The following is a 26,877-nucleotide window of genomic DNA, read 5'->3' as shown; positions in this document are numbered from 1 at the left end:
GCAGACCCAAAGTCGACATCAACACAGCACGACATCATCCCAGCAGACCACCCGAAAAGCCACGTAAGACATAGTCTAAGTGGCCGAGCAGGAACGGCGTCAGGCCGCGAGGCTGCTGGTTGATCAGTCGTGCCCTGCGGGCGGCAGTTGACCCCGTTGGCCTTCACCGTCTCATCCGGGCTATCGCCCGGAACCGGGGGAGCAGATCGGCGGAGGACCATGCCGCGCCGGTGCGGGCGGCCCGGTCGTCGTAGTCGTCGGGGTGGCCGCGCAGGGCGGGAGGTCGTCTATTCGGTGATCCCGGCGTAGGCGATCACCTTTGCGGGGCGCAGCCGGACGACGACCTCGCCGGGCACCCCGTTGCGCCTGCCGAGCTCCTCGGCCTGGTCGGGGCCCGCGTACCGGGCGCCGGCGCGGGTGGCGACATCGACCAGCTCGTGCAGGTCCTCGCTCAAGGTCACCTCGCCGCGGACCTCGACGTAGGCGAAGGGCGGGGCGTCGTCGTCGACGCACAGCGCCGCGCGCGGATTACGCCGCAGGTTGCGCATCTTCGCCGATTCGCCGCTGGTGGTGAACGCGAAGGTTTCGCCGTCGAAGACGTACCAGACGGGAGCGATGTGCGGCGTGCCGTCGGGCCCGACCGTGGCGAACTTCCCCGTGCGGGCTCCGCGCGTGACGAAGTCGTGCCACTCCTGTGTCGACATGGTGTGCATCGGACTCCTCTTCTCTCCATGCGCCCCGAGGCGGTTACCGCGGAGCGGTTCAGCGGCCGCTCACCTCGACCCGAGGACGGCGGTGGGCGGGCACGGACGCCGCGATCAGCTCGTAGGAGTGCGTGACCAGGTCCTCGACCAGCGCGGGGGTGATCTCCCGGCCCGCGGCCAGGGAGATCCAGTGCTTCTTGTTCAGGTACCGGCCCGCCGCGATCGATTCGTGCCGTTGCCGCAGCGACCGCGCATACTCGGGCTCGGTCTTCACAGTGATGATCTGCTCGTGCGGGTCGTCGGTGATGATGAGGAAGACCTTCCCCGCCACCTTGTAGACGTCCAGCTTGTCGGTGAACGGCCGTCCACGGCTGACGCCGGGAAGCCCGTCGGCCGTGCTGCGGGCCAGCTGCTGAAGCCGTTTGCCGGTGATGGCCATGGCCGGCTCACCCGGTGCCGAACCGCGCCGGGTCGACCGGCCGGCGCGACTTGGGCAGATTGCCGACCGCCAGCCGGTAGGACTCGGTGACCAGCTCCTGCACCAGCTTCTCGTCGAGAGAATCGCCCGGGGCGAGCGTGATCCAGTGCCGCTTGTTCATGTGATAGCCGGGGGTGATGTCCGCATACGCCTCGCACAGGGCCAGGGCGTCGTCCGGACGCGACTTCAAGATCACCACTGGTCGGCCGGGCACCTCGGTCACCAACATGAACCATTTGTCCACGACCCTGGCGGCTTCCCACCCGCGCTCGAAGGAAGACAACGTGGTCGCCGGCAACTCCTCAGCCCGCTTCAGCGCCGTGTCCTGCAGAGCCTTCCCGTTCACCGCGGCAACCTCCTCTGCGGTCGCGAACACGAGCGCGCAACGTCGGCACGCTCTCTGCCCACCGTCGCCCAATTCCATCACCGAACGCTTCAACAGGCATCTCATCCCGCTTCAGCCCCATACCCGCCTGTTGGCGCATCCGCGCGGCAAGCGGTGGTCCTGCGTGCGCAAAGGATCTGCCGGTGCTCAGACCGGACGACCCGCAGACATCCACGCGGCCGGATCCACCGACCGCTTCGCCTCTCGGCTGACACCCCTATCCCCGAAGGGGCCGCGGTTTCCAGTGTCCCGGACCCATGGCCGAGAAGTGACGCGGAATCTGCATGACCCGTCACACTGCCCCGCAGCCGCCCGGCAGTCCACCGCGGCCGCGACCCGGTGGCCACCAGGGCGGGAGGTGAAGCGCTCCGGGCCTGGTGGACCACCGAACGACTCCGGCCGGAATGTCGGTGGCGGGCCCTACGGTTTCGGTATGTCACTTGAGAGGGTCTTCACCGGCATCGGCCGGACGGTCGTCCTGGTCGACGAGCCCGACGAGGCACTGGAGTTCTACCGGGACGTCCTCGGCTTCGAAGTCGTCCACGACAGCACCCGCGGCGGTTACCGCTACCTGCACCTGGGCTTCCCCGGCCAGGACGGGGTGGGCGTGTGGCTCATGGCCGCCACCTCCGAGCGGGAAGGCGAGCTCGTCGGCCGCCAGACGGGCGGACAGCCCCTCCTGGTCCTCTACACCGACGACCTCGCCGCCGTCCGCTCCCGTCTGACCGACCACGGGGTCCGGACGTGGGCGGAGACGCAGGACGCCGACAGCGCCTCCCTGCACTTCGCCGACCTGTACGGCAACGTGATCGTCGCGGCCCAGCTGAAGGCCTGACCGGCCGCCTCGTACGCGCGCGCGGGATCGAACCGCCGGACCGAGTCGCCATCGACGACCCGTCGGTGAGGACCGCCCGGGTGGACGCCGGGTTCAAGAACGCCGTCGCCGCCACGCAGTCGGCTACGGTCGCCCCGCCGAGCAGATATCCGGTCGTTGTCAAAGCACGTGTACGGGAAGGGCCCGGTGAGCACGAATCCTCCTGGGCTGTCACGGAACACGGCAGAAACGGGCCGTGCCGGTCAGTAGGGCCAGAAGCGGCCAGCGGCCCGGTCAGCTCGGCGTCTCGGTTTCCCCCCAAGCCGGCCGGCAGGCGGTGGAGCCGGGTGCGATCAGCTGAAGGCCTGCCTCTTGTCCATCGTCTGTAGACCGCTTGGCATTGGCGAAAGTAGGATTTCGAAATCATATTTCACCCCCTGGGGTGGCATGGTGATGTGCGTGAGCGGGCGGATCATGGCCGGTCCGTGGCCGGCATGGCGCTTCGGCTCCCGCCCGGGTACGAGATCAGGAGCTTTGATGACGAAATCCGTTGAAGGCACCGAAACCGATTCCGGCGGGGGCGCGAGGACTCTGCGAGGCGATCTGTCGGGAGCCTTTGAGTCCGGTCCGGCGTTGGGGGACCTGGATCGTGCGGCGTTGGCGGTGCTGGGCCGCGAGTGGATGCTGCACGGGCATCTGCAGGACAGGGTCGGGATCCCGCTCGCGATCGAGCTGGGTGGTCCGGAGATGATGGAGGAGGTGTCCATCGAGGAGTGGACGGCCGCCAGCCCGGTCTACACGCGCCGCCTTCGCCGGGCGATGGGCATCACCGGAGACGATGTCACCGCCATCTTCAAGGGCCTGCAGTTCGACATCGGGTTCCCGCACCAGTTCCTGGACGTTCGCTACGAGCTCGCCGATCCGGAGCACGGCACGTTCCGGCTGGCGTCGTGCGGGGCGCTGCTGGATGTGGAGCCGCTGGGTGACGAGATGGTGCGCACCATGTGCCATGCCATTGAGGACCCGACGTTTCCCGCGACCGGCAGGGTGACCAACCCCCGCTCGCAGGTCCTGCCCGTCCACCGGCCGCCGCGGGTTCCCGCAGACCGGTCCCCGCACTGCGAGTGGGCGGTGACCGTCGATGGGAAGACCGACTCGCAGCCCCACCCGAACGAGGCCGTCGTGGCGGCGTCGCTCGCGGCGACGGTCGGCCTCCCCGTTCCGGCGAGCGATCCGCGGGCCGAGCCGGGCGGATGGGACGACTACAGCGGAGCATTCGACGCCGGCTTCGAACTGGAAGACCTGTCGCATGCGGGGTTGCAGACCGCATTGGCGGAGATCGCGATGGCGAGCCATCTGCTGGTACACGGATTCATGCTGAGCATGGAGCAGCGCTTCGGCATCGCCGCTGCCCGCACGGCCGCGTCGCGGGTGCTGATCGGCTTGGGGGCGTTGACCTCCCAGCGGCTGGCATCGGCTTTGCGTACGGGCGCGGGGGCGGCCGGAATCGCCAAGCTGCTGCGGATCCATCCGGTCTTCGCGCCGGCCGGCTACGTGGACATCTCCGTCGACCTGCTGGATGAGGAACGCGTGAGGTTCGCGCTGCTGGACTGCCCGGCCGTCCGTGAACCCGCGGACCGCACCTGGTTCGCCGGGTGGCGGGACGGGGACGGCGGTACGGACGCCTTCGCCGCTCTGGTCAGGGGCGCCGACCCGCGGGCGCAGGTCGCCCGATCCCAGGCCGGCGCGGGAGAGCACATCGCCTTCGACATCCTGGTCGATCCGGCTTCCCCTGCCGCGCCCGACCCCGCTGAACTCGCCCTGGCCAGGCTCAGCACCGGCGCGCGCTTCCTGTTCCGGCGCCGCCGACCGGTCCGTCGCCCCTCCGCAGCGGCCGGTGGCCACCGGCCCTGATCGACGGCCCCCGGCGCGGGCGGTACCGCGGGGAGGACCGGGTCCGCCGGAGGACGGCCCGGAACTCCCCGTCCGGCCCGTGTCGAAATCGCGTTACCGTAAAATTCGTCCTTGTGAGCGACGATTTCTTTCGACTGCCGATCAGCACGATGACCGAGAGCCAGCGTGCTCGTCGCGACAGGCTCACCACGGCGGTGATCGAGATGGTCTCGGAGATCGGGCCGGAGAGCCTTCAGATGAAGGACGTCTCCGAACGCACCCGGATCTCCCTGGGCACCGTGTACCGCTACTTCACCTCCAAGGAGCAGCTGCTGGCGGCGGCCTGGGTGGCCTGGCACCAGCGGCTCAGCGAGAAGGTCCTCGCCGATCTGCAGAAGGCCGCACGGGAGCGCTCACCGGGCGAGAAGGGTGTCTGCGAACGGGTGGTCGCCTTCGTCCACCGCGAGATGCGCGCCTTTCAGCGCAATCCGAACTTCGCACGCCTCGTCGTGCATCTCGAGGCGTGCGCGGACCCTTATGTGAGCGAGACGCTGGCGGAGGTCGGCGAGGAGAACGAGCGCGTCATGCTGGCGCTCATGGACGGAGTCCCCGAGGAGAAGGCCCGCACGGCGCATCTGGCGATCAGCGCGACGCTGCACAGCTGCCTCATCTACTGGACGACCGGGCGCATGACCATGCCGCAGGCGATGCGCAAGCTCGAAGCGGTCACCCGCCTGGTGCTGCACGGCCATTGACGTGCAGCACCAGGAGCGAGGCGGGTCGCTCGTCTCCCGAACCGTCCGGACGGTTCAGCCGCCGGAGGTCTCCGTGAGCGACAAGGCCCGGACGGGGCAGTAGCGCACGGCCTCCCGCACCGGTTCGAGCGCCTCGCCGGACGGGTGCTCGTCGTGGATGGCGAGCGTGCCGTCCTTCGACAGAGTGAAGGTCTCGGGCGCCTCCACCTCGCACATGCCGTGGCCCTGGCACAGATCCCGGTCGATCGTGATGCGCCATCCCATCAGCGGCGGACCTCCGCACCGGCCGGTGACGCCTGGCGCGGCCGCACGTGGACGCTGCAGGGCCGCTCGAGCTGGACGACGATCTTGGAGTGGTCGTTCCGGTAGCTGTCCAGAGGCTGGGCGGCGGTGAAGGAGTAGCGCTGCAGCAACACGCAGAAGATGGCTTTGAGCTGCATCATGGCGAACGCGGCGCCCACACACCGGTGGCGGCCCGCGCCGAAGGGGATCCAGGCCCAGGGATTGTCGTCGTCCTCGCGCCGGGGGTCACGGTAGCGGGCGGGGTCGAAGGCGTCCGGGTCGGTGAAGACCTCCAGCCGGTTGCTGACCGCCGGGGTCGCCGCGACGAGGTCCCCGGCCTTGACGCGGTGGCCGTTGATCTCGAGGTCCTCGGTGGCCGCCCGCATCAGGATGATCAGCGGCGGGTGCAGCCGCAGCGCCTCCTTGATCACCGATTCCAGCCGGGGGATCGCCCGCAGGGCCTTGAAGCCGACCTCACCGCCGTCGGCGAACAGCTCGTCGAGCTCGCCGACCACCGCGGCCATCTCCTCGGGGTGGCGCAGCAGCTCGATGAGGGTCCACGCGGCGGTCCCCGAGGAGGTGTGGTGGCCGGCGAACATCATGGAGATGAACATGCCGGTGATCTCGTCCGCGGTGAACCGCGGCCGCCCGTCCTCGTGCTTCAGCGTCATGAGGACGTCGAGCAGGTCGCGGTCCGCCCTGGCCGGCGGCGCGGCGGCGCGGTCGGCCATGATCTGCGAGATGAGCTCCCGCATCTGCTCACGGGCCTCGTCCCGGCGGCGGAAGGTCTCGATGGGCGCGTAGGGGTCGATGAAGGACAAGGCGTCCGTGCCGCGTTCGAGGTCGGCGAAGAGGTCGGCGAACCGGCCGTCGAGCCGCTCGCGGAACGGACGGCCGATCAGGCACGCCGAGGAGGTGTAGATCGTGAGTTCGGCGAACCAGTCGAGCAGGTCGATCTCGGTGCCCTCGTCCGTGAAGCCGGGAGTGTCCCAGCGGGCGACCATCCGCTCGACCTCCGCGGCGATCGTCTCGGCGTGCCCCTTCATCTGCTGCCCCCGCAGCGAGGAGTTGCGCAGCATCTCCTGGCGCCGCTCGGGGGGCGCGTCGAAGACCACTCCGCGGCCGAAGATCGGGGTCATGAACGGGTACGCCGCGCCCTGGTCGAGGGTCGCGTCGGGCATGCGGAAGAACCATTCGTTGGCCTCGGGCCCGGACACGAGCACCACGTCGCGCTCACCGAGCCGGAACGCCCCGACGTCGCCGCACTCCTCCCGTACCCGCCGCATCAGGCCGATCGGATCGGTGCGCAGCTCTTCCAGATGCCCGTAGGGCTCCGCCCCGCCGGACACCCTCGGGGGAGGAGAGGCAGCGGTGACCGCCGGGGACGCGGGCTGCGTCCCGGCCTCGGTCCGGCCGGTGTCACGCATGACGCTCCGTCTCCGTTTCGTCTGCCGTGTAATGCGGTTTCACCGGCCATACTGGTGCGGGGACCTCGGTGCGCCGGTAGTGGCCGGGGGCGCGCTTGCGAGAAGCGGCCTGCCGCAGCCGCTCGGTCATGCCGGAGGAGAGGTGCCCGTTCTTGGCCATCTCCATGAACAACGCACCGGCGTTGGCGTGGTCGAAGAAGTCGCGCTGCCACGTCCAGGCGCCGTTCTCGTAGCCGAACCAGCTCGCGCCCAGCCCCGCGATCTCGTACCGGGTGCCGTCCGGGCGGCGCGCGTCGGCCACCTGCCGCCACAGGCCGAGCACCATTCCCGCGCGCTCATCGACGAGAATGGACTGGTAGGGATAGGTCCAGCCGTCGAGGCCCGCCATCTCCGACCCGAAGGCCAGTTCGCGGATCTCCTCGCGTCCGACCGCCATGAACTCGTCGTTGGGTCCGCAGTTCCACCCGTAGGTCGCGTCCGGCGTGAAGAAATCCGCCAGCGGACGCCAGTCCCGCCGCCGCTCGCATTCCGCGTTGGCGTCCAGCCAGCGCTGGACGAAGGCATCGAGTTCTTCCCTGTCCGTCACTTCTCCTCCTTCTCCAACCAAGCACTTGCTTCGCCCTGAAGATAGTGAAATAACATTTCTGTTGTCCAGGCTCTCTGGAGCGGAACCGAGGAGCGGTCGTGAAGGTACTGGTCACCGGCGGTACGGGATTCGTCGGATCACATGCGGTACGCGAGCTGCAGCAGGCCGGGCACGACATCCGGCTGCTGGCCCGCCGTCCCGAACGGGTCGCACCGGTGCTCGGAGCGCTGGGCGTCGCGGTCACGGACGTCGTCGCCGGCGACATGACCGATCCGCAGGCGGTCGGCCGGGCGCTGGAGGGCTGCTCGGCGGTCGTGCACTGCGCGGCGGAGATCGGGGTGGGCGGCGGCAGCCGGGGGGCAGCGGGCACGGCGAACCTCGACGGCGCGCGCACCGTGCTGGGCGGCGCGTTCGCCCTGGGGCTCGACCCGATCGTCTACACCTCGACGATCACGGTGCACCTGCCGTCCCCGGACCCGGTGATCACGATCGGCACTCCGCTGGCCGAGCCCCTGTCGACCTACGGAGCGCAGAAACGCAGCGTCGAGGACTTCGTACGCGACCTGCAAGACCAGGGCGCGCCCATCACCACCCTGGTGGTGGGCGGTGTCTACGGACCCCACAGCCCTCACCTGGACGGAAGCCACGCGGCTCTGCGCGCCGCGCTGGCCGCCGGGATGTACGCGCCCGCCAGCGGGATCGGCGTGCTGGACGTACGGGACCTGGCCGCCATCATCACGCGCGTGATGCGGTCCGGACTCGGTCCGCGCCGCTATCTGGCCAGCGGTCGTTACACGACGTGGCGGCAGTGGTCCGAGCTGCTCGCCGAGGCCGCCGGCCGTCCGGTGCCCTATCGCGAGGCGGACCCCGCCGAGATGGCCGAGCTGGGCCGCAAGTTCGACGAGCTGCGCGCCTCCGGCAAGGAAGTCCCGCCGCTGTCGGAGGAGGCCGCGGTCATCATGGCCTCCGGCCGCCCCGGCGACGACAGCCGGACGCTGCAGGAGCTGGACATGACCTACCGGCCGACCGTCGAGACCTTCCGCGACGCGGTGCGCTGGCTGGCCGACGGAGGCCACCTTTCCTGACATCCGTTTGAGAACGGTTCTGAGGTCGGATCCATGCGCCATGGCACCGTGCTCTTCACCAGCGACAGGAGCATCATTCCCGCAACGGCGACGCTACTTTGTCGGCGGGATGTCGACGCCGGTGAGACGTACCGAGCGTGACCACAGGCGTGCGGCGAGGTCGGGGTCGGTGGCGGATCCGGTGATCGTCTCGAAGGTGGGCCTGGCCTTGCGGAGCGGGCGGCCCGGGCCGATGTGAAGGCCGGCGGGTGCGGCCGTCTCGGTGGCCGCGTAGAGGATCGGCGCCGCCGCCTCGTCGACGGGGCGGCGGTACAGCAGGCCCATCAGGGAGCTGACCGCACGGGCCGAGGGCGGCGCCTGCCGGTTGAGGTCGGTCTTGGCCATGCCGGGGTGGGCGAGCAGGCTGCGTACGGGCGAGGCGGTGGCGCGCAGCCTGCGGTCGAGTTCCAGGGCGAACAGCACGTTGGCGAGTTTGGAGGCGGCGTAGGCACCGCCGGGTGAGTAGCGGTGTTCGGCGGCGAGGTCGTCGGGGTCGAGGCGGCCCATCCGGTAGAGGCTGGAGGCCACCGTCACCACGACCGGGTCGCTTCCCGCGGTCAGGAGGTCCAAGAGCCTGCCGGTGAGGGCGAAGTGGCCCAGATGGTTGGTCGCCAGCTGGCTTTCCACGCCCTGCGGGCTGAGCCGCCGCGGCACGGTGGCGATGCCGCCGTTGTTGATGAGCCCGTCGACGGCGACCGCGTCCGAGTGCAGCCCCTCGGCGAACCGGCGCACGGTGTCGAGGTCGAGCAGGTCCACCCGGCGGACGTCGAGGTCGGCTCCGGGATTGGCGGCGAGCAGGTGGTCGCGCACGTGCTCGCCCTTGCGGGTGTCGCGCACCGCCATGATCACTCGGGCTCCGTGTGCGGCGAGATGGCGGGTGACGGCCACGCCGAGGCCGCTGCTGGCTCCCGTCACGACGAAGGTGCGGCCGCTCTGGTCGCCGAGGCGGGCGACGGTCCAGTCCGCTGCGCGGGTCATGATGCCTCCGGGGTAGCTAAGTGGATAACTAATCCGATTAGACGGCATTCAAAACGGATAGTCAATCCGGTTCGGTAGGCTGGCCCCATGACCCCTCCCTTGCGCGCGGACGCGGCCCGCAACCGGGAGCGACTGCTGGAGACCGCACGGCTCGCGGTGGACGCAGGCGACCTCTCGTTGCAGCTCAACGACATCGCCCGCCGGGCAGGAGTGGGCGTGGGCACCGCCTACCGCCATTTCCCGACCCGCCGGGCGCTCCTGGAGGCACTCGCCGACCCCGCGTTCACGGCGCTGCTCCACGACGCGCGCGCCGCAGGCCGGCACCATGACGTCGGCAGCGGCGTGGAGCACCTCCTGCGCGCGCTGCTGACCCGGCAGTTGAACGACCCTGCGTTCTTCGAGGTCATATCGACGGGGCCGGAAGAGGACGCCGACCCGCGCACCACCGAACACCGCGAGGAGTTCGGCCAGGTGGCCCGGGCCGCCATCGAGCGGGCCAGGCGCACCGGAGCGGTGCGAGCCGGCCTCACCGACGCCGACCTGCACAACCTCGTCTGCGGCACGGTCTTCGCCCTGCGCCTCGGCCAGGACCCGCAAAGCAGAGTCGACGACTACCTGAGAGTCCTCCTCAACGGCATCCGCGCATGAGACGAGACCACGCGTCCGTGGTTCCGGATGTCCGATGCGGATCGGACAATGGGGACGGTGTGGGTAGGTCGGCGTCGGGGACGACCGTCCAATCCTCCGCGATGCGCATGACGGCTCCGTGCGGGGCCTCGTAGGGCGTCCAGCCGGGGTCGCCCGTCGTTGCGAAGGCGATCCAGGCCGCGTGCGTTCGTGCGGCGAGCCCTTCCGGCGGCGCTTCGGGGCCGAGGAGGGCGGTGGGGCCGCGCAGGCCCGGCAGGTCGGTCGTGTCGAACACGAAGGGCAGTTCCACGGTGTGCGCGGAGCCCAGTTCACCGCCCAGGGCGGGTGAGCGCCAGGCGAACTCGTAGCGGAAGGTGCGGGAGCCCGGGAGCGCCGCGTGGGCGTCGGCGAGGTCGCGGCTGCCGGCGGCGAACAGAGCCTCGGACATGAGGGCCGAGCGCAGCTCGCCGTCTGTGGCCGCGGGACGGCTGCGGCGGAGGGCCGCGGCGTACTCGGCCGGGTCGGAGCGGAAGAGGGCGGCGGTGGCTTCCACGTCGTGCGCCGTCGCCGTGGCGAGGGCACCGAACGGGGCCAGGTAGAGGTTCGCCTCCTCGGTGTTCGTGCCGATCAGCAGGTCGACGGCGGCGCCCTGGCCGGCGGCGACGGTGTCGGCGGGCTGCCGGTCGAGGACGACACCGAACGGGCTCAGCCCGAGGAGCGGATCGCCGTCGGTCGCCGTCCGCAGGTCCACGCCCGACAGCGCGGGCATGATCTCGACGAGCCGTTCGTCGCCCACCTCGGCGAAGTCCGCGGCCCGCGGCGCGACGCCCAGCGCGGCCGCCGCCGCTTCGGCGACCCGTCCGGCCTGCTCAGGGGTGAAGGCGCCTCTCCCGCTGCCGCTCTGCACGATCGCCCGGCGCAGGAGCCCTTCAGCGGTCTCGTCGGCCAGGACCGCGCCGGTGAGGGTGGCGCCGGCCGACTGTCCGAAGAGGGTGACGTTCCCGGGATCCCCGCCGAAGGCCCCGATGTTCCGCCGCACCCAGCGCAGGGCCTCGATGACGTCCAGCAGACCGCGGTTGGCGGGGGCTCCGGGAAGGTCGAGGAATCCCGGGATGCCGAGCCGGTAGTTCACTGTCACCAGCACCACGCCGTCACGGGCAAAGCGCGCACCGTCGTACAGCGGCGACCGGTTGGCTCCGGCCACGAACCCCCCGCCGTGCACGAACACCATGACCGGCGCGCCGGGAGGGGCGGTCGTGGGCGTCCAGACGTTGACGGTGAGGTAGTCGGCCCCGCGCACCCATCCGGGCCCGAAGTAGGGGTGCATCTCCAGCGCGCCGAGACGGCGCGGCCCCTGCGGCGCGGTCGGACCCGGCCGGGTGGCGTCCCTGACCCCTTCCCAGGGGTCGTGCGGCTGCGGGGCCGCGAACCTGCCCGCGCCGATGGGCGGGGCGGCGTAGGGGATGGCGAGGAACACGGCGTGGTCGTCGAGTCGTCTGCCGCGGACCGCGCCCTGCGCGGTCCGTACGACGAAGTCGTGGTGGGTCAACGGGCTCTCCTGGCGAGTCGTGCGGTGGAGGACGCCGGGCCGGCCGGTGCGCCGGACGCACCGGCCGAGGCCTCGGGGCGGTGCGCTCAGGCGCCGGGGTCGTCGGCGATCCAGGCGGCCAGTGCGATGAGGGTGGTCTCCATGCTCTCGGCGGTGGCGTCCCGCAGCGCGTCGAGATCGGCGTAGGTGGTGCCGAGGACGGGGTCGGCAGCCAGCAGCCGCCAGGCCTGGGACAGCACGGTGCCCGATCCGTGGGGCGTGAGGGTCCAGCGCCAGCGGACGATCGGTACGGGCTGCGAGCCGAGGACCGTGTAGGTGAACTCGGCTCCGGGCTCGGCCTTCTGGACCTGCGAGCGGCTTTCCCACTCCGCGCCGTCTCGCCGGTTGCGGCCGCGGAACCAGGCGCCCGCCCGGGGTCCGGAGTTTTCGTCGTACTGGGCGTGGACGGCGTTGGGACTCCAGAGCCCGATGCGTGAGACGTCGCTCAGCAGCGCGTAGGCGTGTGCCGGATCGGTCGCGACCCAGGCCCGGCGGGTGATGGTGTAGCCGGAGACGTCGAGGGTCGTGGTCTCGGGTGATGTGGTGGACATGGTCTCTCCTTGCGGGTGGATGGCGTGATCGGGACCGCGGCCGGACGAGGGGTCAGGTCCGGGAGAACGGAGCCCAGTCGGTGATCTCGAAGCCGGATCCGCGCCGGCGCAGCTCGAAGGCGCCGTGGCCGGGCAGGTGGGCGGGCAGCACGAGGGCGTTGGTGTCGGCGGCGTGGGCGAACATCCGCGCGCGGCTGGCGCGGGCGCCGTCCTCGTCCTCCTCGAAGCAGCTGTTGATGTGCGGTTCGTGCACCTGGATCGCGCCGTGCAGCAGGTCGCCGGCGAAGACGGCGCGGTCGCCCGCGGACTCCAGGTGGATGATCGACGCGCCGGGAGTGTGGCCGGGAGCCAGTTCCAGGCGGAGGTTGGCGTCGATGGTGTACGACTCGTCCCAGAGCTGCACCAGGCCGGCCTCGACGACCGGGTCGACGCTGTCCTCGTAGACGTTCTGGTTGCCGCGCCCGAACACCGTGTTGTGGAGGTTCTCGGGCTTCCAGTACTCGAAGTCGCGCTGCGGCATGAGGTAGGTGGCGTTGGGGAAGGTGGGCACCCAGTCCCTGCCTTCCAGCCGGGTGTTCCAGCCGACGTGGTCGTCGTGGAGATGGGTGTTGACGACGATGTCGACGTCCTCGGGGCGCACGCCGACGGCGGCGAGGTTCGCCAGGTAGTCGGTGTCCAGGTAGGACCAGATCGGCTGCAGCGGGCGGTACTTCCCGTTGCCCGCGCCCGTGTCGATGAGGATGATCTTGCCTTCGCTGCGCAGCACCCAGGACTGGGTGGCGGCGCGGGTGAGGTCGCTCTCCGGCTCCCAGTGGTGGGGCGCCAGCAGTTCGGTGTGGCGCCGCCACTCTTCGGGCCTGCTGCCGGGGAAGAAGACGTCGGTGGTCATCGGCGTCGTGTCGGAGTACTCCATGACGCGGTGGATCTGCACGTCGCCGAGTTCGATCGTGCTGACAGTCGGCGTTCCGGCGTCACCGGGCCGGTGCCCGGTCTCAGTGGAGGAAAGGGAGGACATGGTGCTCCTTCAAAGGGGTTCGGATGGTTTCCAGCTTGGATTCGGGCCGGTCTCCGCGGTATCGGACACGTGACTGCACCTGGCCGCGCGAGCGCGGTCAGCGGTGCCGGCCGCCGGTCCGGAGCATGATCAGCAGGGTCAGGAGCAGCAGGCAGGCGAGGAGGGCGCTGAACGCGACCACCGCGACGGCGGTGGTGGTGACGAGGAGCAGCAGCCCCAGGCCCAGGACGGGGACGGACATCCCGGCGAAGCCGCCGAGGAAGAGCCCGGCCAGCGCCTCGCCGCGGGCGTCCGGGCGGGACATCGCGATGACGGATCCGACGGCCGCCGCGTAGGCGGCGCCCGCCCCCGCCCCGGCCAGCGCTCCTCCGGCCAGCAGGGCGGTCAGGGACGCCGCGGTGAGGCCTGCGGTCACGAGCGCCAGCCCGGAGCCGAGGAGGACGATGCCCAGGACCGCCTGCCGGGAGGGCGTCCGGCGCATGACGAGGAGCTGGAACCCGGCGGCGCAGGCCAGGACCAGGAAGGTCACCGCTCCGGAGACGGCCGGGGAAGGGAGGCCGAGCCGGGTGGACAGGAAGGAGGGCGTCAGCGAGGTGAAGAGCCCGAACACGGCGGACGCGCTGAAGGCGAGCATGGCGGCCGCCGCGTAGCGGGTCCGCGCTTCCACCGGCACCGCCACCCGCAGGGGGCGGTACCGCCACGCGGGGTCCGGTGCGACGGTCTCCGGAACCGCCGCGACGGCCAGGGCGCCGGTGACCAGGAGGAACAGGAACACGACGTACGGGGTCCGCAAAGGGGCGGGGGCGTACTCGGCGAGCAGCCCGGTCACCAGCGGTCCGAGGCCGAGTCCGCCCAGGTTGGCGGCGGTGGCGACCGCCTCCGCCCTCCTGGAACCGACCGGCGGACGGGCCGCCGCGTGCAGTTCGGTGAGGTACGCGGTGGCCGTCGCGGTGAGCATGCCGACGCCCAGGCCGGACACGAAGCGGGCCAGCAGGAGCGCCGGAACGGCGGACCAGGTCACGAAGACCAGCAATGCGAGCACGTCGACGAGGACCGCCGCCGTGAGGACGCGCCGGCGTCCCGCGCCGTCCGACAGGTGGCCGACGGTGAGCAGGCTGACGGCGACGCCGAGGGCGTAGGCGGCGAAGATCAGGGTCAGGGTGAACGACGAGAATCCGTCCCGCTGCTGGTAGAGCATGTAGAGCGGGGCGGGCGCGGCGGCCGTGGCCGTGGCCAGGGCGAACACGGCGCCGACGAGCCAGAAGCCGGCGGTGCCGGACCGCCTCCGTGCGGGGCGGGCCGCCCGGAACGTCGCCGGGTTCTCTGCGGGAGGTGTCTGGAGCGCCATGGGCCCAGCGTCCCCGCCCGCCGTCCATCTCGTCCAACGATGATTTGAGATGAAACGCATCTGGATCGGTGATAATTGGTGAGTGCAATTGGCGCAGATGGAGTACTTCGTCGCGGTGGCCGAGACGCTCAGCTTCACCAAGGGGGCGCAGCGGGCCAACGTCGTGCAGTCGGCGGTGTCGGCGGCCGTGAGCCGCCTGGAGAGCGAGCTCGGGAGCGCGCTCTTCGAGCGGACCGGTCGGGCGATCCGCCTCACGCCCGCGGGCAGGGCGCTCCTGCCGCACGCCCATGCCCTGCTGGAGGAGGTGCGGGCGGCCAAGGATGCCGTGGACGCGGTGCGCGGCGAGGTCAGGGGGGAGGTGACCCTGGGCACCCTGGTCCACCCCGGGCCCATCGACCTGCCGGCGGTCCTGACCGAGCTGCGACGTGATCACCCCGGCGTCGTGGTCAAACTCCGGCAGACCGTCCGCGGTACCGCCGGCAGCCTCGACGAGGTGCGCGGCGGCACCCTCGACCTGGCCCTCGTGTCCAGCGCCCGGCCTGCGGTGCCCGGAATCCGGCTGACCGGACTGTACGCGGAGCGCTTCGTACTGATCCACGCCGCGACGCATCCGCTCGCCGCCCGCGACCCCGTGGAACTGGCCGACACGGTGGCCGGGGACTTCATCGACTTTCCCGAAGGATGGGGCAACAGGGAGGCGATCGACGCGCTCTACGCGGGGAGGGGGCTGGATCGGAGGGTGCTGACGGAGGTCGTCGGATTCGAGATGGCGCTCGAACTCGTCCGCGCCGACCTGGGCATCGCCTTCGTGCCGAGGTCCACGGTGGGCGACGCCGCGGGCATCCGCGTTCGGGAGGTGCCGGACGCCGACGTCAGGTGGCCGGTCCAGCTGGCGCGGGCGGCCGGGCGGCCCCTGTCCGCCGCCGCGGACGCGGTGCGTCGAGCGGTCGTCGGCCATGTCGCGGAGAACCGGTGACGGCGGTCCCGCCCCCATCCGTCACATGACTGCACCTCGACCGACAACGGCCTCTGCCGCAAATGCCCTGGTAACGTCGATTTGCGGGGGGTGAACGTCTAGGCCACGGGGGTCGGGATCATCCCGCGGTGTCGGGGGATCTTGTGGACGAGCACGCGACGGGGACCGTCGACGACGGCCTGATCAGGCGGGCGGAACTGGACGAACTCCTCGAAGCCGTCGACGCGGCGAAGCCCACCGGAGAAGTGCTCACGCTGACGGGAGCCCCCGGAGCGGGCAAGAGCACGCTGGCGGAGCACGCCGCGGACCGCTTCGGCGCGGCCGGAGGCCGGGTGCTGCGGGCCTGCGGCAGCCGATCGGAGGCCGACCTGGCGTTCTCGGGCCTGCACCAGCTCCTGCGGCCGGTCCGCCGGGACATCGAGGCGCTGCCGCCCAGGCAGCGGAGCGCTCTGCACACCGCTTTCGGACTCGGCGAGCTGAGCGAGGCGCCCGATCCGATGCTCATCGGGACGGGCGTCCTCACCCTGCTGTCGGACCTCGCCGCGGACCGGCCCCTGCTGCTGGTCGTGGACGACGCCCACTGGACCGACCGCGCCTCGCTGGACGCGCTCTCCTTCGCGGTCCGCAGACTGGCCGACGAGCCGGTCACGCTCCTGCTGGTCGCCCACGGCGCTCCACCGCTGGATCCCGCGCCGCGGCAGCGGACCCTCGACCTGGGCCCGCTCGACCGGGACACCGCGCACCTGCTGCTCGACCGGCGGGCGCGGGTGCCCGACACCGCGATCCGCGAGCGGATCCTCGACCAGGCGGAGGGCAACCCCCTGGCCCTGGTGGAACTCGCGAGAGCCGCCGTCGAACGCGCCCACCTGGTCCGCGGCACCGACGGCCCCCTCCCGGTGACCGAGCGGCTGGAGCGCATCTACGCGAGACGGCTGGCGGAGCTGCCGGACGAGACCCGGCGCGCGGTGGTGCGCCTGGCCACGGCGGACACCGAGGACCCTCCGCACGCGGTGCTGTCCTGGCTCCCCGACACCGGCGATCCGGTGTGGGCGCCCGCCGAGCGGGCAGGACTCGTCAGCCGGACCGGGGGACGGCTGCGCAGCAGCCACGCCCTGTCCCGTGTCGCGGTCCGCCAGGCGGCCCCGGCCGACGAGAGCCGGGCGGCCCACCTCGAGCTGGCCGAGCTGTTTCGCGAGCAGGACCCCGACCGGCGCGCCTGGCACCTCGCCGCCGCCACGTCCGGCCTGAGCGCGCGCGTGTCCGCCGACCTGGAGGCGAGTGCGGACCGGGCGCGCCGCCGCAGCGGGTACGCGGCCGCCGCCCGGCTGCTGGAACGCGCCGCCGACCTGCACCCCGACCGGGGCGAGAGCACCCGGCTGCTCGCCGCGGCCACGAGCACCGCGGTCCTGACCGGCCGGCTCCACGTCGTCGAACGACTGGCGGCCCGTACCCGCGCGGGCACGGACGACCCGGTGGCCGCCGCGCTCGCGGCCCTCCAGGTGGGACGCCTCATGGCGCTGACCACTTCGCACAGCGCCGCGTTCGGACAGCTGATGCGTCCCGCCGCGGCCCTGGCCGACGCCGACCCCGCCTCCGCCCTGGAGGCCGTGGCCGCGGCCGCCGTGGTCCGCTTCTACTCCGGCGACCCGGCCCAGCTGCGCGAGATCGAACGTCTGCTGCCCGCTCCGCGGTCCGCGGCCCGGCCCGGTGACGAGGGGGCCCTCCTGGCCGAGTGGGCCGCGGTCGTCGCGCGCCCTGAGGCGGCGGGCCTGGATCTGCCCCGGAGGCTGCCCGGCCTGGTCGCGGCGGCGGGGGAGCGGCCGGAGACCCTGACGCTCCTGGCCGTCGCCGCCTGGCTGCTCGACGAGACGGACCTGGCGGTGCGCGCCTTCGACGCGGCCTTCGCCTCATGGTCGTCCCAGGGGCCGCTGCCCGACGGCCTGAGCGGTGTCGCGACCCTGGCCTACCTGGAGCACGGCAGATGGGCCCAGGCCCAGACGGCGAACGCCGAACTCGCGGCCGTCGCGGCCTCCGCGGGTCTCGACCACGCCGCCGCCTGCGCTGCGGCCTCCGACGCCCTGCTGCGCGCCTTGCGGGGAGACACGGCCGGAGCGCGCGAGCAGGCCCGGCATGCCCTGTCGCTGGTCGATCCGTCGGAGAGCCGTTCGGTCCTGGTCCTTGCGCACCGGGCGCTGGGAACCGCCGCCACGGTGGAGGGCGACCACGAGACGGCGTTCCTGCACCTTCGCGCGCTCTTCGACGGCCAGGGCCATCCCGTGCACTACCACCTGTCCTACCCGGCGCTGCCCGCCCTCGCGTCGGCCGCGGCGCGCTGCGGCCGACGCGAGGAGGCCGCGCGGGTCGTGGACGAGGCCGAGCGCTCCCTTCCAGGCGCGGGCCGTCTCTCGCCCCGCAGGGCGGCCCTCGTCCACCTGAGCCGGGCGATGCTCGCCGATCCCGCCGAGGCGGAACGCCACTTCGCCTCGGCGCTGGCCGCACCGGCCCTCTCGCTCCGTCCCCTGGAGCGCGCCCAGACGCTTCTCGCGTACGGGGAGTGGCTGCGCCGCCGGAGGCGCATCGTCGAGGCGCGCTCCTCACTGACCGAGGCGGAGGCCGCCTTCCGAAGCCTGGGCGCGCGCCCCTGGACCGCACGGGCCCAGGCCGAGCTCCGGGCCGCCGGCGCCCAGGGCCTCAACACGGAACCGGACGCCTTCACCCTGCTCACGCCCCAGCAGCAGCAGATCGTCCGGCTCGCCGCCCTGGGCCTGACCAACCGTGAGATAGCCGAAAAGCTCTACCTCTCTCCCCGAACCGTGAGCTCGCACCTCTACCGCGCCTTCCCCAAACTCGGCATCACCGTCCGCTCCCAGCTGAGAGACGTCGTCGAGACCGCCGACGCCACCGCGTAAGGCGGCCCCGCCCCCGCCACCTGTTCGCCGGTGCGCGCAACCTCGACTGGATCAAAGAACTCGGTGCCGACGCGGTCCTGGACTACCGCACGACCCGGCCGGAAGACCTCGGCCGCTTCGACGTCGTCATCGACCTGGTCGGTACCGATCTCGGCGCCTACCAGGCGCGGCTCACCCGGCGGGGACGCATGGTCGCGCTCGCGTTCGACCCGGACCGCCTCATCGGGTCCATGCTCGGCACCGGACTGCGGGCCGCCCTCCGGCCCAGGAAGATCAAGCTCTTCAGCAACGACCCGTCAGCCGACCGCATCGCCGAACTCACCGCGTCCGCCGAGGCGGGGCACGTCCGTCCCGTGATCGACACGATCTTCCCGATGGCCGAGGTCGCGGAGGCCCACCGCAGGCTCGAAGCAGGCGGTGTTCGCGGGAAGTACGTGATCGACATGCAGCGCTCGTAGCAAGCACACGAGCTCATGGCCCGTTGAGCCGCCCAGAGCGCATCGGCCCGGGGCACACCCGACGTTCTCGGTCGGCGCACGAGGTCGGACAGGCGACCCCGTCTGATGGCGGCGGCAGCCAGGAGGCCGCCGCCGGCCAGGCCAGGTCGCGTGGCGGTTCGTCCACGAGCTTGACCTGCGCGGGGAGACGCCTCGTTTCTGGACGGATTCCGATGATCAGCCTCGCCTAGAAATCTACATCGTAAAGGCCGGGGCTGGAACCGTCCTTTCACCAAGCCCTACGTCCGAGCTCGAAGGAGTGGTGACGGTGCCATGAGCGGCCTTCGAAGGCGACCAGATCGACGGACGTGATGGCGGCTGTGAGCGGCAGATGGTCTGTGAGGCCTCTGTCGACCTGGTCGAGGATGAGGTCGGGTCGGCGGATCGCCACGGTCAGGTGGGGGACCGTGCCCGGGTACTTGCCCCCATAGGGAGGGCAGTCCGGCCAGCGTGCGACGACGTCCTTGGTCAGGCGGCTGAACCGGTCGGCGGGCTCCGCCGGTAGATACAGGATCGAAGGCCGGCGTGCGGTTCGGCGGAACCGGGCGGTGAACTTCTGATGGCGGGCGAACATCTGCGCCAGCTCGCTCACCACCGTGGCGTCGATCCGGTTCGCATCGAGGAAGGGGAAGAGCACGGTGACGTGAGCGCGGGCGCCGGCGGCGGCCGCGTGGTCGTAGCGGTGACGCCAGCGGGCCACAACGGGTTCGGCCTCGGGGACGGCCACGATCAACGCGGTCGTCCCGGTCCGGTAAGGGGTCGGCTCGTCTGCCACGTCGGTGCACTCTACGCCGGGATCCAGGACAAGACCGCCTACAACAGCGCCATCGGTCAAGCTCAGGACATGAGCTCTACCAAGAAGCGGTGCAAGACCCCCTGGCGTGCGCCTCTGCGACCGCCTGGACTACCAGGCGCGGCTGGTTGCCTCGACAGCGGACTGGAACGCGTCCGGCTCATCTTGGCGGATCGTGAGAGGCAGACCGCTGACGGCACCGTAGGAGGCGGTGTCCCGAAGAGTGGCGGTCGCGTACGGTCCGTCGCCGACGTCCGATGGTCATGCTGGAGGGTATGAACGAAGGAATCCGTGGCACGGCGGCGCTGATCAAGAACGATGACGGTGAGTACCTGCTGCACCTGCGGGACGACATTCCGGGTATCTGCGATCCTGGGACGTGGTCGCTGATCGGCGGGAACCGCCAAGGCGGGGAGTCGGCCGAGCAGGCGATCCGCCGCGAGCTGGCCGAAGAGGCCGGGTTGAGCATCTCCGGACTCGAGCTGTTCACCGTTGAGCGTTGTACCGGGCCCGACGGTGGCACCAAGGGCAGGATCAAGGTCTTCCGGGGCCTGTGGAGCGGGGACGCGGCCGCGCTGCCGCTCACGGAGGGGGTCATGCTTCACTGGTTCGCCTCATCGGTGGTGCCCCGGCTGCGGATGAGCGACTGGGCTCAGAGAGCAGTTCAGAAAGACCGGGAGACGACGTCCTGGTAGTAGGCGGTACTGAGCCCACCGACGCGTACCTTTCCAGGACATCAACGATGAACGCGACGAAACTCACCCCGATCGCGATCGGCCGCATACCCTGCAGAATCCGCTGGGCCTGGCCCCGGGTCCTCACCCCCAGCCCTGCCGGTGAGATCAGATCACCGGTGGGCGGCCGAGACAAGTCATGGTCCACACCGTGCGCCAGCTCATCGGCCGCCTGTTCCCGCACGGAGTGCGCCACCCCTCGGCGAATCCGGCGAACCATGCCCTCAGACCGGTCCGATCACGGGTGCGGGCCACCGTCAGTACGATCCACGCCCCCAGGTAGAGGGGAACCAGCAGGGCGGGCAGATGGCGACGGGCCAGGTAGACGCGGTTGCGGGCGGTCATCCGCCAGAACACCTCGTGGCGGGCCGGAGAGGTGCGGGGATGTTGGAGCAGCAGGTCCGGTTCGTAGCGGATCTCCCACCCGTGATCCAGGGCACGCCACGCCATGTCGGTCTCCTCATGGGCGAAGAAGAAGTCCTGCGGCCAGAAGCCCACCTCGGTGAGCATCTTGGCCGACAGGACGTGCGCACCACCCAGGAACGTGGTCACAGGACCGCCCCGCATCGGATCCCCCGAGCGCAGGCGCGGTACATGCCGACGCGCGGTGAAGCCGGTCTCGTCCGCGATCCGGAATCCTACGATTCCCAACCGCGGCTCGTCGCGGTAAAGCTCGATGATCCGTGCGAAGACGCCGTCATCGACCAGCAGCCCGTCGTCGTCGAGGTCCAAGACCAAGTCGACGTCGGTGAGCCGCTCCAACGCGGCGTTGCGGCCCCCGGTCACCCCCAGGTTCTCCGCCAGCTCCACGGGCGTCACCCATTCCGGCAGGCCCTCCAGCTCGCAGCCGTTGCCGACCACGACGACCTGTGCCGCCGCCACGCTCTGCCGCTCGACCGATTCCAACAGATGGTCCAGCTCAGCGGGCCGGTCGCCCATCGTCACGATCGCCACGCCCAGTTTCACTCGCTCTTCCTTTCCCTGAGTGGAGGATCAGCATCGCGACCGGTGAGGAGCTGCGGCGGGCGTGCTGGCGTCCGGTATATCAGCAGTAACTCCGCGTGCGGGGGCACGCGGTCGTGTGCATTCTGCCGTTGCTGCGTGCCCTGGTACCTGGAAGGCGACAAGGCAGAGACCGGACCACGGCCCAGGTCCGGCGGACCGGGCACTCATGTGCCGATGTGCGTGTGGTGAGGGCCGATACGCTCGGCAAATGGGGACCGAAGAAAATAAACCACGCGTGTTTCCTCACCGGTTCGCGGATGCCGTCGGGCCCTCGTCGGCCGGTCCCGACCGGGATCGGTGTCGGTGCGTTGACCGTTCGATCAAGACGTTGCCGACGGGCGTTTCCTTCCACGGGGACCGGCAGGACACCGAAGCGGCGGGTTGGCGGCATCTGCTGGCGCTGATCGAGGAGGCGGCGGAGGACGGGCGGACGGTGTTCAAGCCGTTCGCGGAATTGAGCGGTTCGGAGCGACGGCAGATCGTGACGTTGCCGCCCACGATCGCGAAGCTGACCGCCGTCGAACACCTGGTGCTCTACGGCACGAACCTGGTGCGGCTTCCGCCCGAGATCGCGGGCATGACGAGCCTGGAGGTCTTCGAGCCGTACACCTCGTACCGGTTGCACTGGTACCCCTACGAGCTGACCCGCTGCGCCAGGCTGGCGGACAGCACGGTGAGCACACGCGCGCTGTACGGCAATTTCAAGTTCCGACCGCCGTTTCCGGCGCTGCGGCCGGTGGCCGACGTCCGGGAGACCGACCTGGGCGCGCTCGACCCGGGAGTGTGGGGCGCCGACACGATACGAAACTGCAGCGTCTGCGACAGGCCCATCGACCACGAACTGCGCCAGGTGTGGATCTCACACCGGATAGGCACCGACGTGCTGCCGCTCCTGGTCAACGCGTGCTCCGCAGCGTGCGTGGCGGCGCTGCCCGAACCACACGGCGGTTACGTGCCGACGCCGCACACCGGTGGCCCGGACATCGTGCAACCCGGGAGCAGACGGCCAGGGCAACAGCTGTGACCCGCCACAGGCGCCCGTCCGCATCCGCCACCTGCCGGACGCGGGCCTCCCACGCCGTGGCCGCTCGGTCGTTACCGGTCATCGCCGTCCTCGTCGATGCTCCCGAGGAATACGACGCCGGCGGACGCCCAGGAGGCGAATCCGCACGGCGTGCGTGCGGAATGCGCTGCTCGGTAGAGGTCTCCGCCATGCAGCCGACCTGCGAGCGTGGCATCGGATCGTCGAGATCCTTGTCGGTCTTCGCATGGCCGCGGCGGTCGTCGACCCGGATGCGGCGGGCTCGGCGAGGATGAGGCGTTGCGAACGGGAGGAGCGGGCGTGGGTGGGGGGATGGCGGCGAGGCTCGAAAACGTGGACTGGTCGGTGGTGATCAGTCCCGGCACCGCTCGGAGGCACGGGCCCGAGCTGGTGCTGGATCTGTGGCGGCCGGAGGCGGCTGAGGCTGCGCTGCGGACGCTGCGGCAGGTCTGTGCTTTGGGGGAGTACCTGTACCCGGCTGCCGCCGAGCTGCTGCCGGTGCTGGTCGAGGCGGCGGCCGATCCCGCGGTGAGCGTTCGGGCGCGGCTCGTCGAGTGCGTCGGGGAGATCGCCGCGACGGCCGCCGGGGTCGAGGCGGAGGGCCGGGTCGTGAGGCCGCCCGCGATGGCGTACCTGCGGGCCGGGCCGCGTCCGGCTCCCGCCGAGCAGGCCCGGACGCGACGGATGACGGGGGACTGGTCCCAGGTCTGGGGTGGCGCGGTGACCGGCCTGGTGGCGCTGCTGGACGACCCTTCCTGGGAGGTGCGGCGGAGCGCGGCGACGGCGCTCGCCCAGGCGACCGGCCGGGCCGACGAGGTCACGGCGCTGCTCCAGAGGCGCTTCGAGGCCGAGAAGGTCACCGCCGTGGCGGAACGGCTGGTCGACTCCGTCGGACGGCTGGCCGACCGCACGGGTCGGCCCGCGGACGCCGTGGCCTGGTTGCGCGCACGGCTGACCCGGGCCGATGAGGCACGCCCGGACGTCAGGCTCGCCGCCGTCCGGGCACTGCGCCATGTGCTTCCCGGCCACGACGATCCCGCTTACGCCCGCGCCGTGACGGGGGCGCTGCTGAGCCCTGGACGGCCGTTCTCCATCCGGGACGGCGGCCTCTTCGACCTGGACGCCTCGGAGGTCTGCGCGGCCGACGCGCTGCTGGGCGGCGACCTCCCCGGCCGCCTCGCCCTCGCGCGCGCCTTGCTGCGCCACGGCGAACCGCGGCGGCGGACCGGCGGCATCCAGGCGGCCGTCATGCTGATGGCCGACCGGCGCGCGGCCGTGCCCGCACTGCTGCCCGCCGTCGCCGCGCTCGCCGGAGACCCGCTGCCGGACAACCGCGCCCTCGCCCTGCGGGCACTCGCGATGTGCGGCACCGCCTCCCGCCCCTGGGCCGACGCCGCCGCCGCGCACCTCACGCCGGACGGCGAACCGGACCCGCGCGTGCGGACTCAGGCGCTGTGGGCGCTGTGCAGGATGGGGGACGACCGGGGCGTGCCCGTGCTCGCCGAACGCATGGCCACCCCGGTCCGGGAGAAGAGGGACGGATTCCGGGACTGGCGGCCGGAGTCGAACCAGGGCCGCTGGCGCGATCTCGAACCGAACTTCTGCGAGATGCTCGCCCCCTTCGCCGCGCACCACGACGTGCTGCTGCCCGCGCTGATGGTCAAGATGGCGGCTCGGCACGATCGGATCCACTACCCCCGCGTCCTGGTCCGATGGCACCGGGACGGCGCTCCCGTGGTGCCCGCCCTGGTCGGCCTCCTCGACACCGGGAATGCGGTGTGGGCGGCGCACGCCCTCGCCGCCATCGACCCGGGGCCCGTCGCCGCCGGTCGTGAGCGGCGGTTGCGCGCCCTCCTCGGTTCCGCTGAAGACGAAGGCATGCGGCGGTTGCGCGGCCCCCGCGACTCCTCCAGTCGCGTCCGCCTCGATCCCATTGCCTACTGGCACCTGACCGGCGACCCCGGCCCCGCCCTCGCCATCCTGCGGTCCGGACGGCTCTTCGCCGGGCAGCGGGACGAGGTCTGCGCCGCCCTGGGGCCCGCGGCCGCCGGAGAGGCGGACCGGCTGCGACGGGAACTGCCGTCCGCCGCCCCCGCCCGAGTCCCGTTCCTGCTGCGGACGCTGTGGCGGGTCACCGGCGATCCCGGCGAGGCCGTCCCCGCCCTCCTGGACCTGAGCGCCCCCTACTCACGCCGCGGACCCGCGGCCGCCGAGAACGCCACGGCCCTGATGACGCTCGCCGAAATGGCCGCGGCCGACCCGTCCGTCGCCGCCCAGGCGTCGGACCGCCTGCGGGACGCGTTGCGCGACCCGGCGCGTCTGGGCCACGAACGCACCCTGGTCATCGCCCGCGTGCTGTGGCGTGCCGGCGGCCGTCCGGACGAGGTCGCCCCCGCCCTGACATTCCTGGCGGCCAGTCTGGGGGAGCCCGCCGACCGGCTGGCCCTGTTCTTCACCCGCCTGGAAACGCTGGCCCTCCTCGCCGAGGCCGCCGCCGCCGATCCCGTCGCGGTCGCCCCCGCCCTCCCCGGTCTCAGGGCTCTGGCCGACGCCGACGAACGCCCCCTCACCCACCGCCACTGGCGCGTCCCCGTCCGCCGCCACTGGCGTTCCGTCGAGGCCGACGACGTCCTGCGAGCCGCCGTCCAAGCCGTGCTCGACGTCGCCCGGCCCCAGTGAACGCCTACCGGGAGAGACCGTTGCGTTCCCGGTAACGGCGCTCGAACCCCTCCCGGAACTCGCCGGAGGGGACGTGCTCCGGCCGGCGTTCGACGCAGTGGTCGTGGGAGACGCAGAACTCCTCCGCGTCCCGCTCGCGCGTGAACGCCCAGCCCCACTCGGCGCGGACGCCCTGGAACTCGCCGGATGTGCGCGGCAGCCCGTGCTGCACCATGTACGCGTGCATCGCGGCCCTGGCGTTCGACTCGGGGACCTGGCCCATCCCGAGTCCGAGCCCGGTCAGGTCCAGTTGCACGTTGCCGACGCCGCGATGGTCCACCCATCCGTCGGGAGCGATCGAGCCCGGCCCCGGAACCCGCAAGGCCGTCCGCAACGCCCCGACGACCTTCTCCGCCGCCAGCGAGTACCCCTCCGGAGTGCGGTCCACCGACCGCCGCCAGTTCTCGAGCGGCTCCTCGTCCAGCTCCCACCCGTCCGCCGCCAGCCACCGCTCGTCGTCCGCGGACATCCGCCACGGCTCCTTGAGGAAGGCGTTGCTGGCCACCTCGGCGTCGAGCCTGCTCACCTCGGCGGCGAACTGCGCGAAACCGTGGTCCCCCGCACGGAGGACCAGCTTCGCCCCCGCCGGCAGCCCGCTCAGGAAGGCGGCCAGATGAGCGGTGAACACGTCCCACTCCGCGTCTTCGGACTTCTGGTCATTCGTCAAGGTTTCGCCCATGCCCTAGATCGTAGAGACACCGCCCCGCCCGATCGAACGACGACGCCGCGGCGGAGGCGGGAAAACCGGAGGGGCGGTCTGCGTGGTCGGCCAGACATCCGGCCAGGGTGCGGGCGATTCACCACCGCAACGACGGGTCCAGCATCCGCTCGGCGCCCTGGCCCCGGCACCGGCAAGCCCTACTACGCATCCGCAAACGGCGGTACGAGCTCCTGTTGCGTGGCACCCTGTCCGACCAGCGGGCCGACCTGCGAGCGCGTTGATACTGCAACGGCAGCAGGCGGTGGCCGGTGACACCCCGAAACCGGCGCTGACCTCGAGGCAGGTCTCGCCTTTGCGCAGATGGACCAGGACGAGCAGGGCCTGGCGGCCGGGAGCGAGCAGCCGCCAGGCGAACCGATCTTCTTGCGGTAGCGGCGGATGAGTCCGGCGACGTAGTTCGGCGTTGGACGCGACATGTCAACGGCAGCACGATGGAAAAGACTCACGGGACGCGCTTTGGGTCGATATATCTGAGACTGCCAAGTGGAGGAGACTGTCGATGCATGGAGGGCGGAGGTCCGAGGCGATGTCCCAGAAAGCGAGCGGAATGAGCTCCCGTGGATGACGTCGGAGCAGCTCCGGAATCATCCGGACAAGGTTCGGCGGCGGGCTGACCACGCCAATTGCGACCCGAAGCTCGACGCGAGTGCGTACTCGATTGCGGCTGAACGACTGCGGAGGGCGTCCCGGCCATCGGGACCGGGCCGACGGGCCCGCGGTCCACGACGTAGCCTGGGCCGGGCATCGTGCATCTATTTCGCCGGCGAAAGGGATGATCACCATGGTCGCAGCCGAGACCGATGCGATTCGCGCCATTGAGGCGGAGGCAATTCCCAAGCGGTTCGCCCGGGGCTGGCACTGCCTGGGACTGGCCGAGACTTTCAAAGACGGCAAGCCGCACACCATCAACGCCTTCGGCCAGAAGCT

The 26,877-nt window shown here is 71.4% G+C and carries 26 protein-coding genes; 11 read left to right on the top strand and 15 right to left on the bottom strand.

Annotated elements, in window-relative coordinates; all coding sequences use genetic code 11:
- Nucleotides 1-287: 287 nt before the first annotated feature.
- From C2865_RS38915 to C2865_RS38905, 3 genes are read right to left on the bottom strand one after another with little or no spacing between them, the layout of a single operon-like run.
- Nucleotides 288-704 (bottom strand): PPOX class F420-dependent oxidoreductase, encoded by a 417-nt coding sequence (locus tag C2865_RS38915; RefSeq protein ID WP_332873412.1) that lies wholly within the window; start codon nt 702-704, stop codon nt 288-290.
- A gap of 58 nt (nt 705-762) precedes the next feature.
- The gene (locus C2865_RS38910) at nt 763-1,143 is read right to left on the bottom strand and encodes an MmcQ/YjbR family DNA-binding protein (protein ID WP_106403805.1); all 381 of its coding nucleotides are present in this window, start codon (nt 1,141-1,143) and stop codon (nt 763-765) included.
- A gap of 7 nt (nt 1,144-1,150) precedes the next feature.
- Nucleotides 1,151-1,621 (bottom strand): MmcQ/YjbR family DNA-binding protein, encoded by a 471-nt coding sequence (locus C2865_RS38905; RefSeq protein WP_232836058.1) that lies wholly within the window; start codon nt 1,619-1,621, stop codon nt 1,151-1,153.
- Nucleotides 1,622-2,000: 379 nt separating this feature from the next.
- Between C2865_RS38905 and C2865_RS38900 the strand changes: the two genes are divergently transcribed.
- The 3 genes from C2865_RS38900 to C2865_RS38890 all read left to right on the top strand — a co-directional run bounded on the left by C2865_RS38900 (nt 2,001) and on the right by C2865_RS38890 (nt 5,029).
- Nucleotides 2,001-2,402 carry a VOC family protein gene (locus tag C2865_RS38900; RefSeq protein WP_106403803.1) on the top strand — a complete coding sequence of 134 codons (402 nt, stop codon included), beginning with the start codon at nt 2,001-2,003 and terminating at the stop codon, nt 2,400-2,402.
- 612 nt (nt 2,403-3,014) lie between these two features.
- Entirely contained in the window at nt 3,015-4,295 is a 1,281-nt protein-coding gene (locus C2865_RS38895) for a hypothetical protein (RefSeq protein WP_198653910.1), read from the top strand.
- Nucleotides 4,296-4,408: 113 nt separating this feature from the next.
- Complete coding sequence (locus tag C2865_RS38890) at nt 4,409-5,029, top strand: TetR/AcrR family transcriptional regulator (RefSeq protein WP_198653909.1); 621 nt, start codon at nt 4,409-4,411, stop codon at nt 5,027-5,029.
- Nucleotides 5,030-5,083: 54 nt separating this feature from the next.
- On the opposite strand, the gene C2865_RS38885 is transcribed toward C2865_RS38890, so the two are convergent.
- The 3 genes from C2865_RS38885 to C2865_RS38875 are packed head-to-tail and all read right to left on the bottom strand — an operon-like array spanning nt 5,084 to nt 7,324.
- Nucleotides 5,084-5,293: a ferredoxin gene (locus C2865_RS38885; protein ID WP_106403800.1), complete on the bottom strand. Its 210-nt coding sequence runs from the start codon at nt 5,291-5,293 to the stop codon at nt 5,084-5,086.
- On the bottom strand, nt 5,293-6,738 hold the full coding sequence (locus C2865_RS38880) for a cytochrome P450 (protein ID WP_106403799.1): 1,446 nt from the start codon (nt 6,736-6,738) through the stop codon (nt 5,293-5,295). Before C2865_RS38880 ends, C2865_RS38885 begins: the two co-directional genes overlap by 1 nt.
- On the bottom strand, nt 6,731-7,324 hold the full coding sequence (locus C2865_RS38875; RefSeq protein ID WP_106403798.1) for a nuclear transport factor 2 family protein: 594 nt from the start codon (nt 7,322-7,324) through the stop codon (nt 6,731-6,733). The genes C2865_RS38880 and C2865_RS38875 overlap by 8 nt, the downstream gene beginning before the upstream one ends.
- Nucleotides 7,325-7,422: 98 nt before the next feature.
- Between C2865_RS38875 and C2865_RS38870 the strand changes: the two genes are divergently transcribed.
- Nucleotides 7,423-8,409 (top strand): NAD-dependent epimerase/dehydratase family protein, encoded by a 987-nt coding sequence (locus C2865_RS38870; RefSeq protein WP_157964113.1) that lies wholly within the window; start codon nt 7,423-7,425, stop codon nt 8,407-8,409.
- Between the two features lie 93 nt (nt 8,410-8,502).
- Here the strand turns inward: C2865_RS38870 and C2865_RS38865 are convergent, their stop codons facing one another.
- Nucleotides 8,503-9,426 carry an SDR family NAD(P)-dependent oxidoreductase gene (locus C2865_RS38865; protein ID WP_106403796.1) on the bottom strand — a complete coding sequence of 308 codons (924 nt, stop codon included), beginning with the start codon at nt 9,424-9,426 and terminating at the stop codon, nt 8,503-8,505.
- 87 nt (nt 9,427-9,513) lie between these two features.
- On the opposite strand from C2865_RS38865, the gene C2865_RS38860 reads away from it, so the two are divergent.
- Nucleotides 9,514-10,074: a TetR/AcrR family transcriptional regulator gene (locus C2865_RS38860; RefSeq protein ID WP_106403795.1), complete on the top strand. Its 561-nt coding sequence runs from the start codon at nt 9,514-9,516 to the stop codon at nt 10,072-10,074.
- Here C2865_RS38860 and C2865_RS38855 read toward each other — a convergent pair.
- From C2865_RS38855 to C2865_RS38840, 4 genes are all read right to left on the bottom strand, one after another.
- On the bottom strand, nt 10,055-11,602 hold the full coding sequence (locus tag C2865_RS38855) for a carboxylesterase/lipase family protein (protein WP_106403794.1): 1,548 nt from the start codon (nt 11,600-11,602) through the stop codon (nt 10,055-10,057). The two genes, C2865_RS38860 and C2865_RS38855, sit on opposite strands and share 20 nt — an antisense overlap.
- An 86-nt stretch (nt 11,603-11,688) precedes the next feature.
- Entirely contained in the window at nt 11,689-12,192 is a 504-nt protein-coding gene (locus C2865_RS38850; RefSeq protein WP_106403793.1) for an SRPBCC family protein, read from the bottom strand.
- A gap of 52 nt (nt 12,193-12,244) precedes the next feature.
- The gene (locus C2865_RS38845; RefSeq protein WP_198653908.1) at nt 12,245-13,207 is read right to left on the bottom strand and encodes an MBL fold metallo-hydrolase; all 963 of its coding nucleotides are present in this window, start codon (nt 13,205-13,207) and stop codon (nt 12,245-12,247) included.
- A gap of 97 nt (nt 13,208-13,304) precedes the next feature.
- Nucleotides 13,305-14,555, bottom strand: a complete 1,251-nt coding sequence (locus C2865_RS38840; RefSeq protein ID WP_157964112.1) for an MFS transporter — start codon at nt 14,553-14,555, stop codon at nt 13,305-13,307.
- 82 nt (nt 14,556-14,637) lie between these two features.
- On the opposite strand from C2865_RS38840, the gene C2865_RS38835 reads away from it, so the two are divergent.
- From C2865_RS38835 to C2865_RS38825, 3 genes are all read left to right on the top strand, one after another.
- The gene (locus C2865_RS38835) at nt 14,638-15,531 is read left to right on the top strand and encodes a LysR family transcriptional regulator (RefSeq protein ID WP_157964111.1); all 894 of its coding nucleotides are present in this window, start codon (nt 14,638-14,640) and stop codon (nt 15,529-15,531) included.
- A gap of 128 nt (nt 15,532-15,659) precedes the next feature.
- Complete coding sequence (locus tag C2865_RS38830) at nt 15,660-18,440, top strand: ATP-binding protein (protein ID WP_106403790.1); 2,781 nt, start codon at nt 15,660-15,662, stop codon at nt 18,438-18,440.
- Nucleotides 18,441-18,460: 20 nt separating this feature from the next.
- Nucleotides 18,461-18,898, top strand: coding sequence for a zinc-binding dehydrogenase (locus C2865_RS38825; protein ID WP_332873413.1), 438 nt, complete (start codon nt 18,461-18,463; stop codon nt 18,896-18,898).
- Nucleotides 18,899-19,166: 268 nt separating this feature from the next.
- Here the strand turns inward: C2865_RS38825 and C2865_RS38820 are convergent, their stop codons facing one another.
- On the bottom strand, nt 19,167-19,712 hold the full coding sequence (locus C2865_RS38820; protein ID WP_106403789.1) for a 2'-5' RNA ligase family protein: 546 nt from the start codon (nt 19,710-19,712) through the stop codon (nt 19,167-19,169).
- Nucleotides 19,713-20,005: 293 nt separating this feature from the next.
- On the opposite strand from C2865_RS38820, the gene C2865_RS38815 reads away from it, so the two are divergent.
- Nucleotides 20,006-20,425: an NUDIX domain-containing protein gene (locus tag C2865_RS38815; RefSeq protein WP_106403809.1), complete on the top strand. Its 420-nt coding sequence runs from the start codon at nt 20,006-20,008 to the stop codon at nt 20,423-20,425.
- A 147-nt stretch (nt 20,426-20,572) separates the two neighbouring features.
- Here the strand turns inward: C2865_RS38815 and C2865_RS38810 are convergent, their stop codons facing one another.
- Nucleotides 20,573-21,430: a glycosyltransferase family 2 protein gene (locus tag C2865_RS38810; protein WP_198653907.1), complete on the bottom strand. Its 858-nt coding sequence runs from the start codon at nt 21,428-21,430 to the stop codon at nt 20,573-20,575.
- A 367-nt stretch (nt 21,431-21,797) separates the two neighbouring features.
- Here C2865_RS38810 and C2865_RS38805 point away from each other — a divergent pair, with 367 nt between their 5' ends.
- On the top strand, nt 21,798-22,493 hold the full coding sequence (locus C2865_RS38805) for a hypothetical protein (RefSeq protein ID WP_198653906.1): 696 nt from the start codon (nt 21,798-21,800) through the stop codon (nt 22,491-22,493).
- Nucleotides 22,494-22,811: 318 nt separating this feature from the next.
- On the top strand, nt 22,812-25,190 hold the full coding sequence (locus C2865_RS38800; protein WP_157964110.1) for a HEAT repeat domain-containing protein: 2,379 nt from the start codon (nt 22,812-22,814) through the stop codon (nt 25,188-25,190).
- A 4-nt stretch (nt 25,191-25,194) separates the two neighbouring features.
- Here the strand turns inward: C2865_RS38800 and C2865_RS38795 are convergent, their stop codons facing one another.
- Nucleotides 25,195-25,908 carry a TY-Chap domain-containing protein gene (locus C2865_RS38795; protein WP_106403787.1) on the bottom strand — a complete coding sequence of 238 codons (714 nt, stop codon included), beginning with the start codon at nt 25,906-25,908 and terminating at the stop codon, nt 25,195-25,197.
- Between the two features lie 3 nt (nt 25,909-25,911).
- The gene (locus C2865_RS39135) at nt 25,912-26,250 is read right to left on the bottom strand and encodes a hypothetical protein (RefSeq protein ID WP_232836059.1); all 339 of its coding nucleotides are present in this window, start codon (nt 26,248-26,250) and stop codon (nt 25,912-25,914) included.
- Between the last annotated feature and the right edge of the window lie 627 nt (nt 26,251-26,877).

It is taken from the genome of Actinocorallia populi (genome assembly GCF_002995495.1).
Classification (GTDB): domain Bacteria; phylum Actinomycetota; class Actinomycetes; order Streptosporangiales; family Streptosporangiaceae; genus Actinocorallia; species Actinocorallia populi.
The sequence above is the reverse complement of the archived record's forward strand: the minus strand, read 5'-3'. Positions and strand labels throughout refer to the sequence as shown.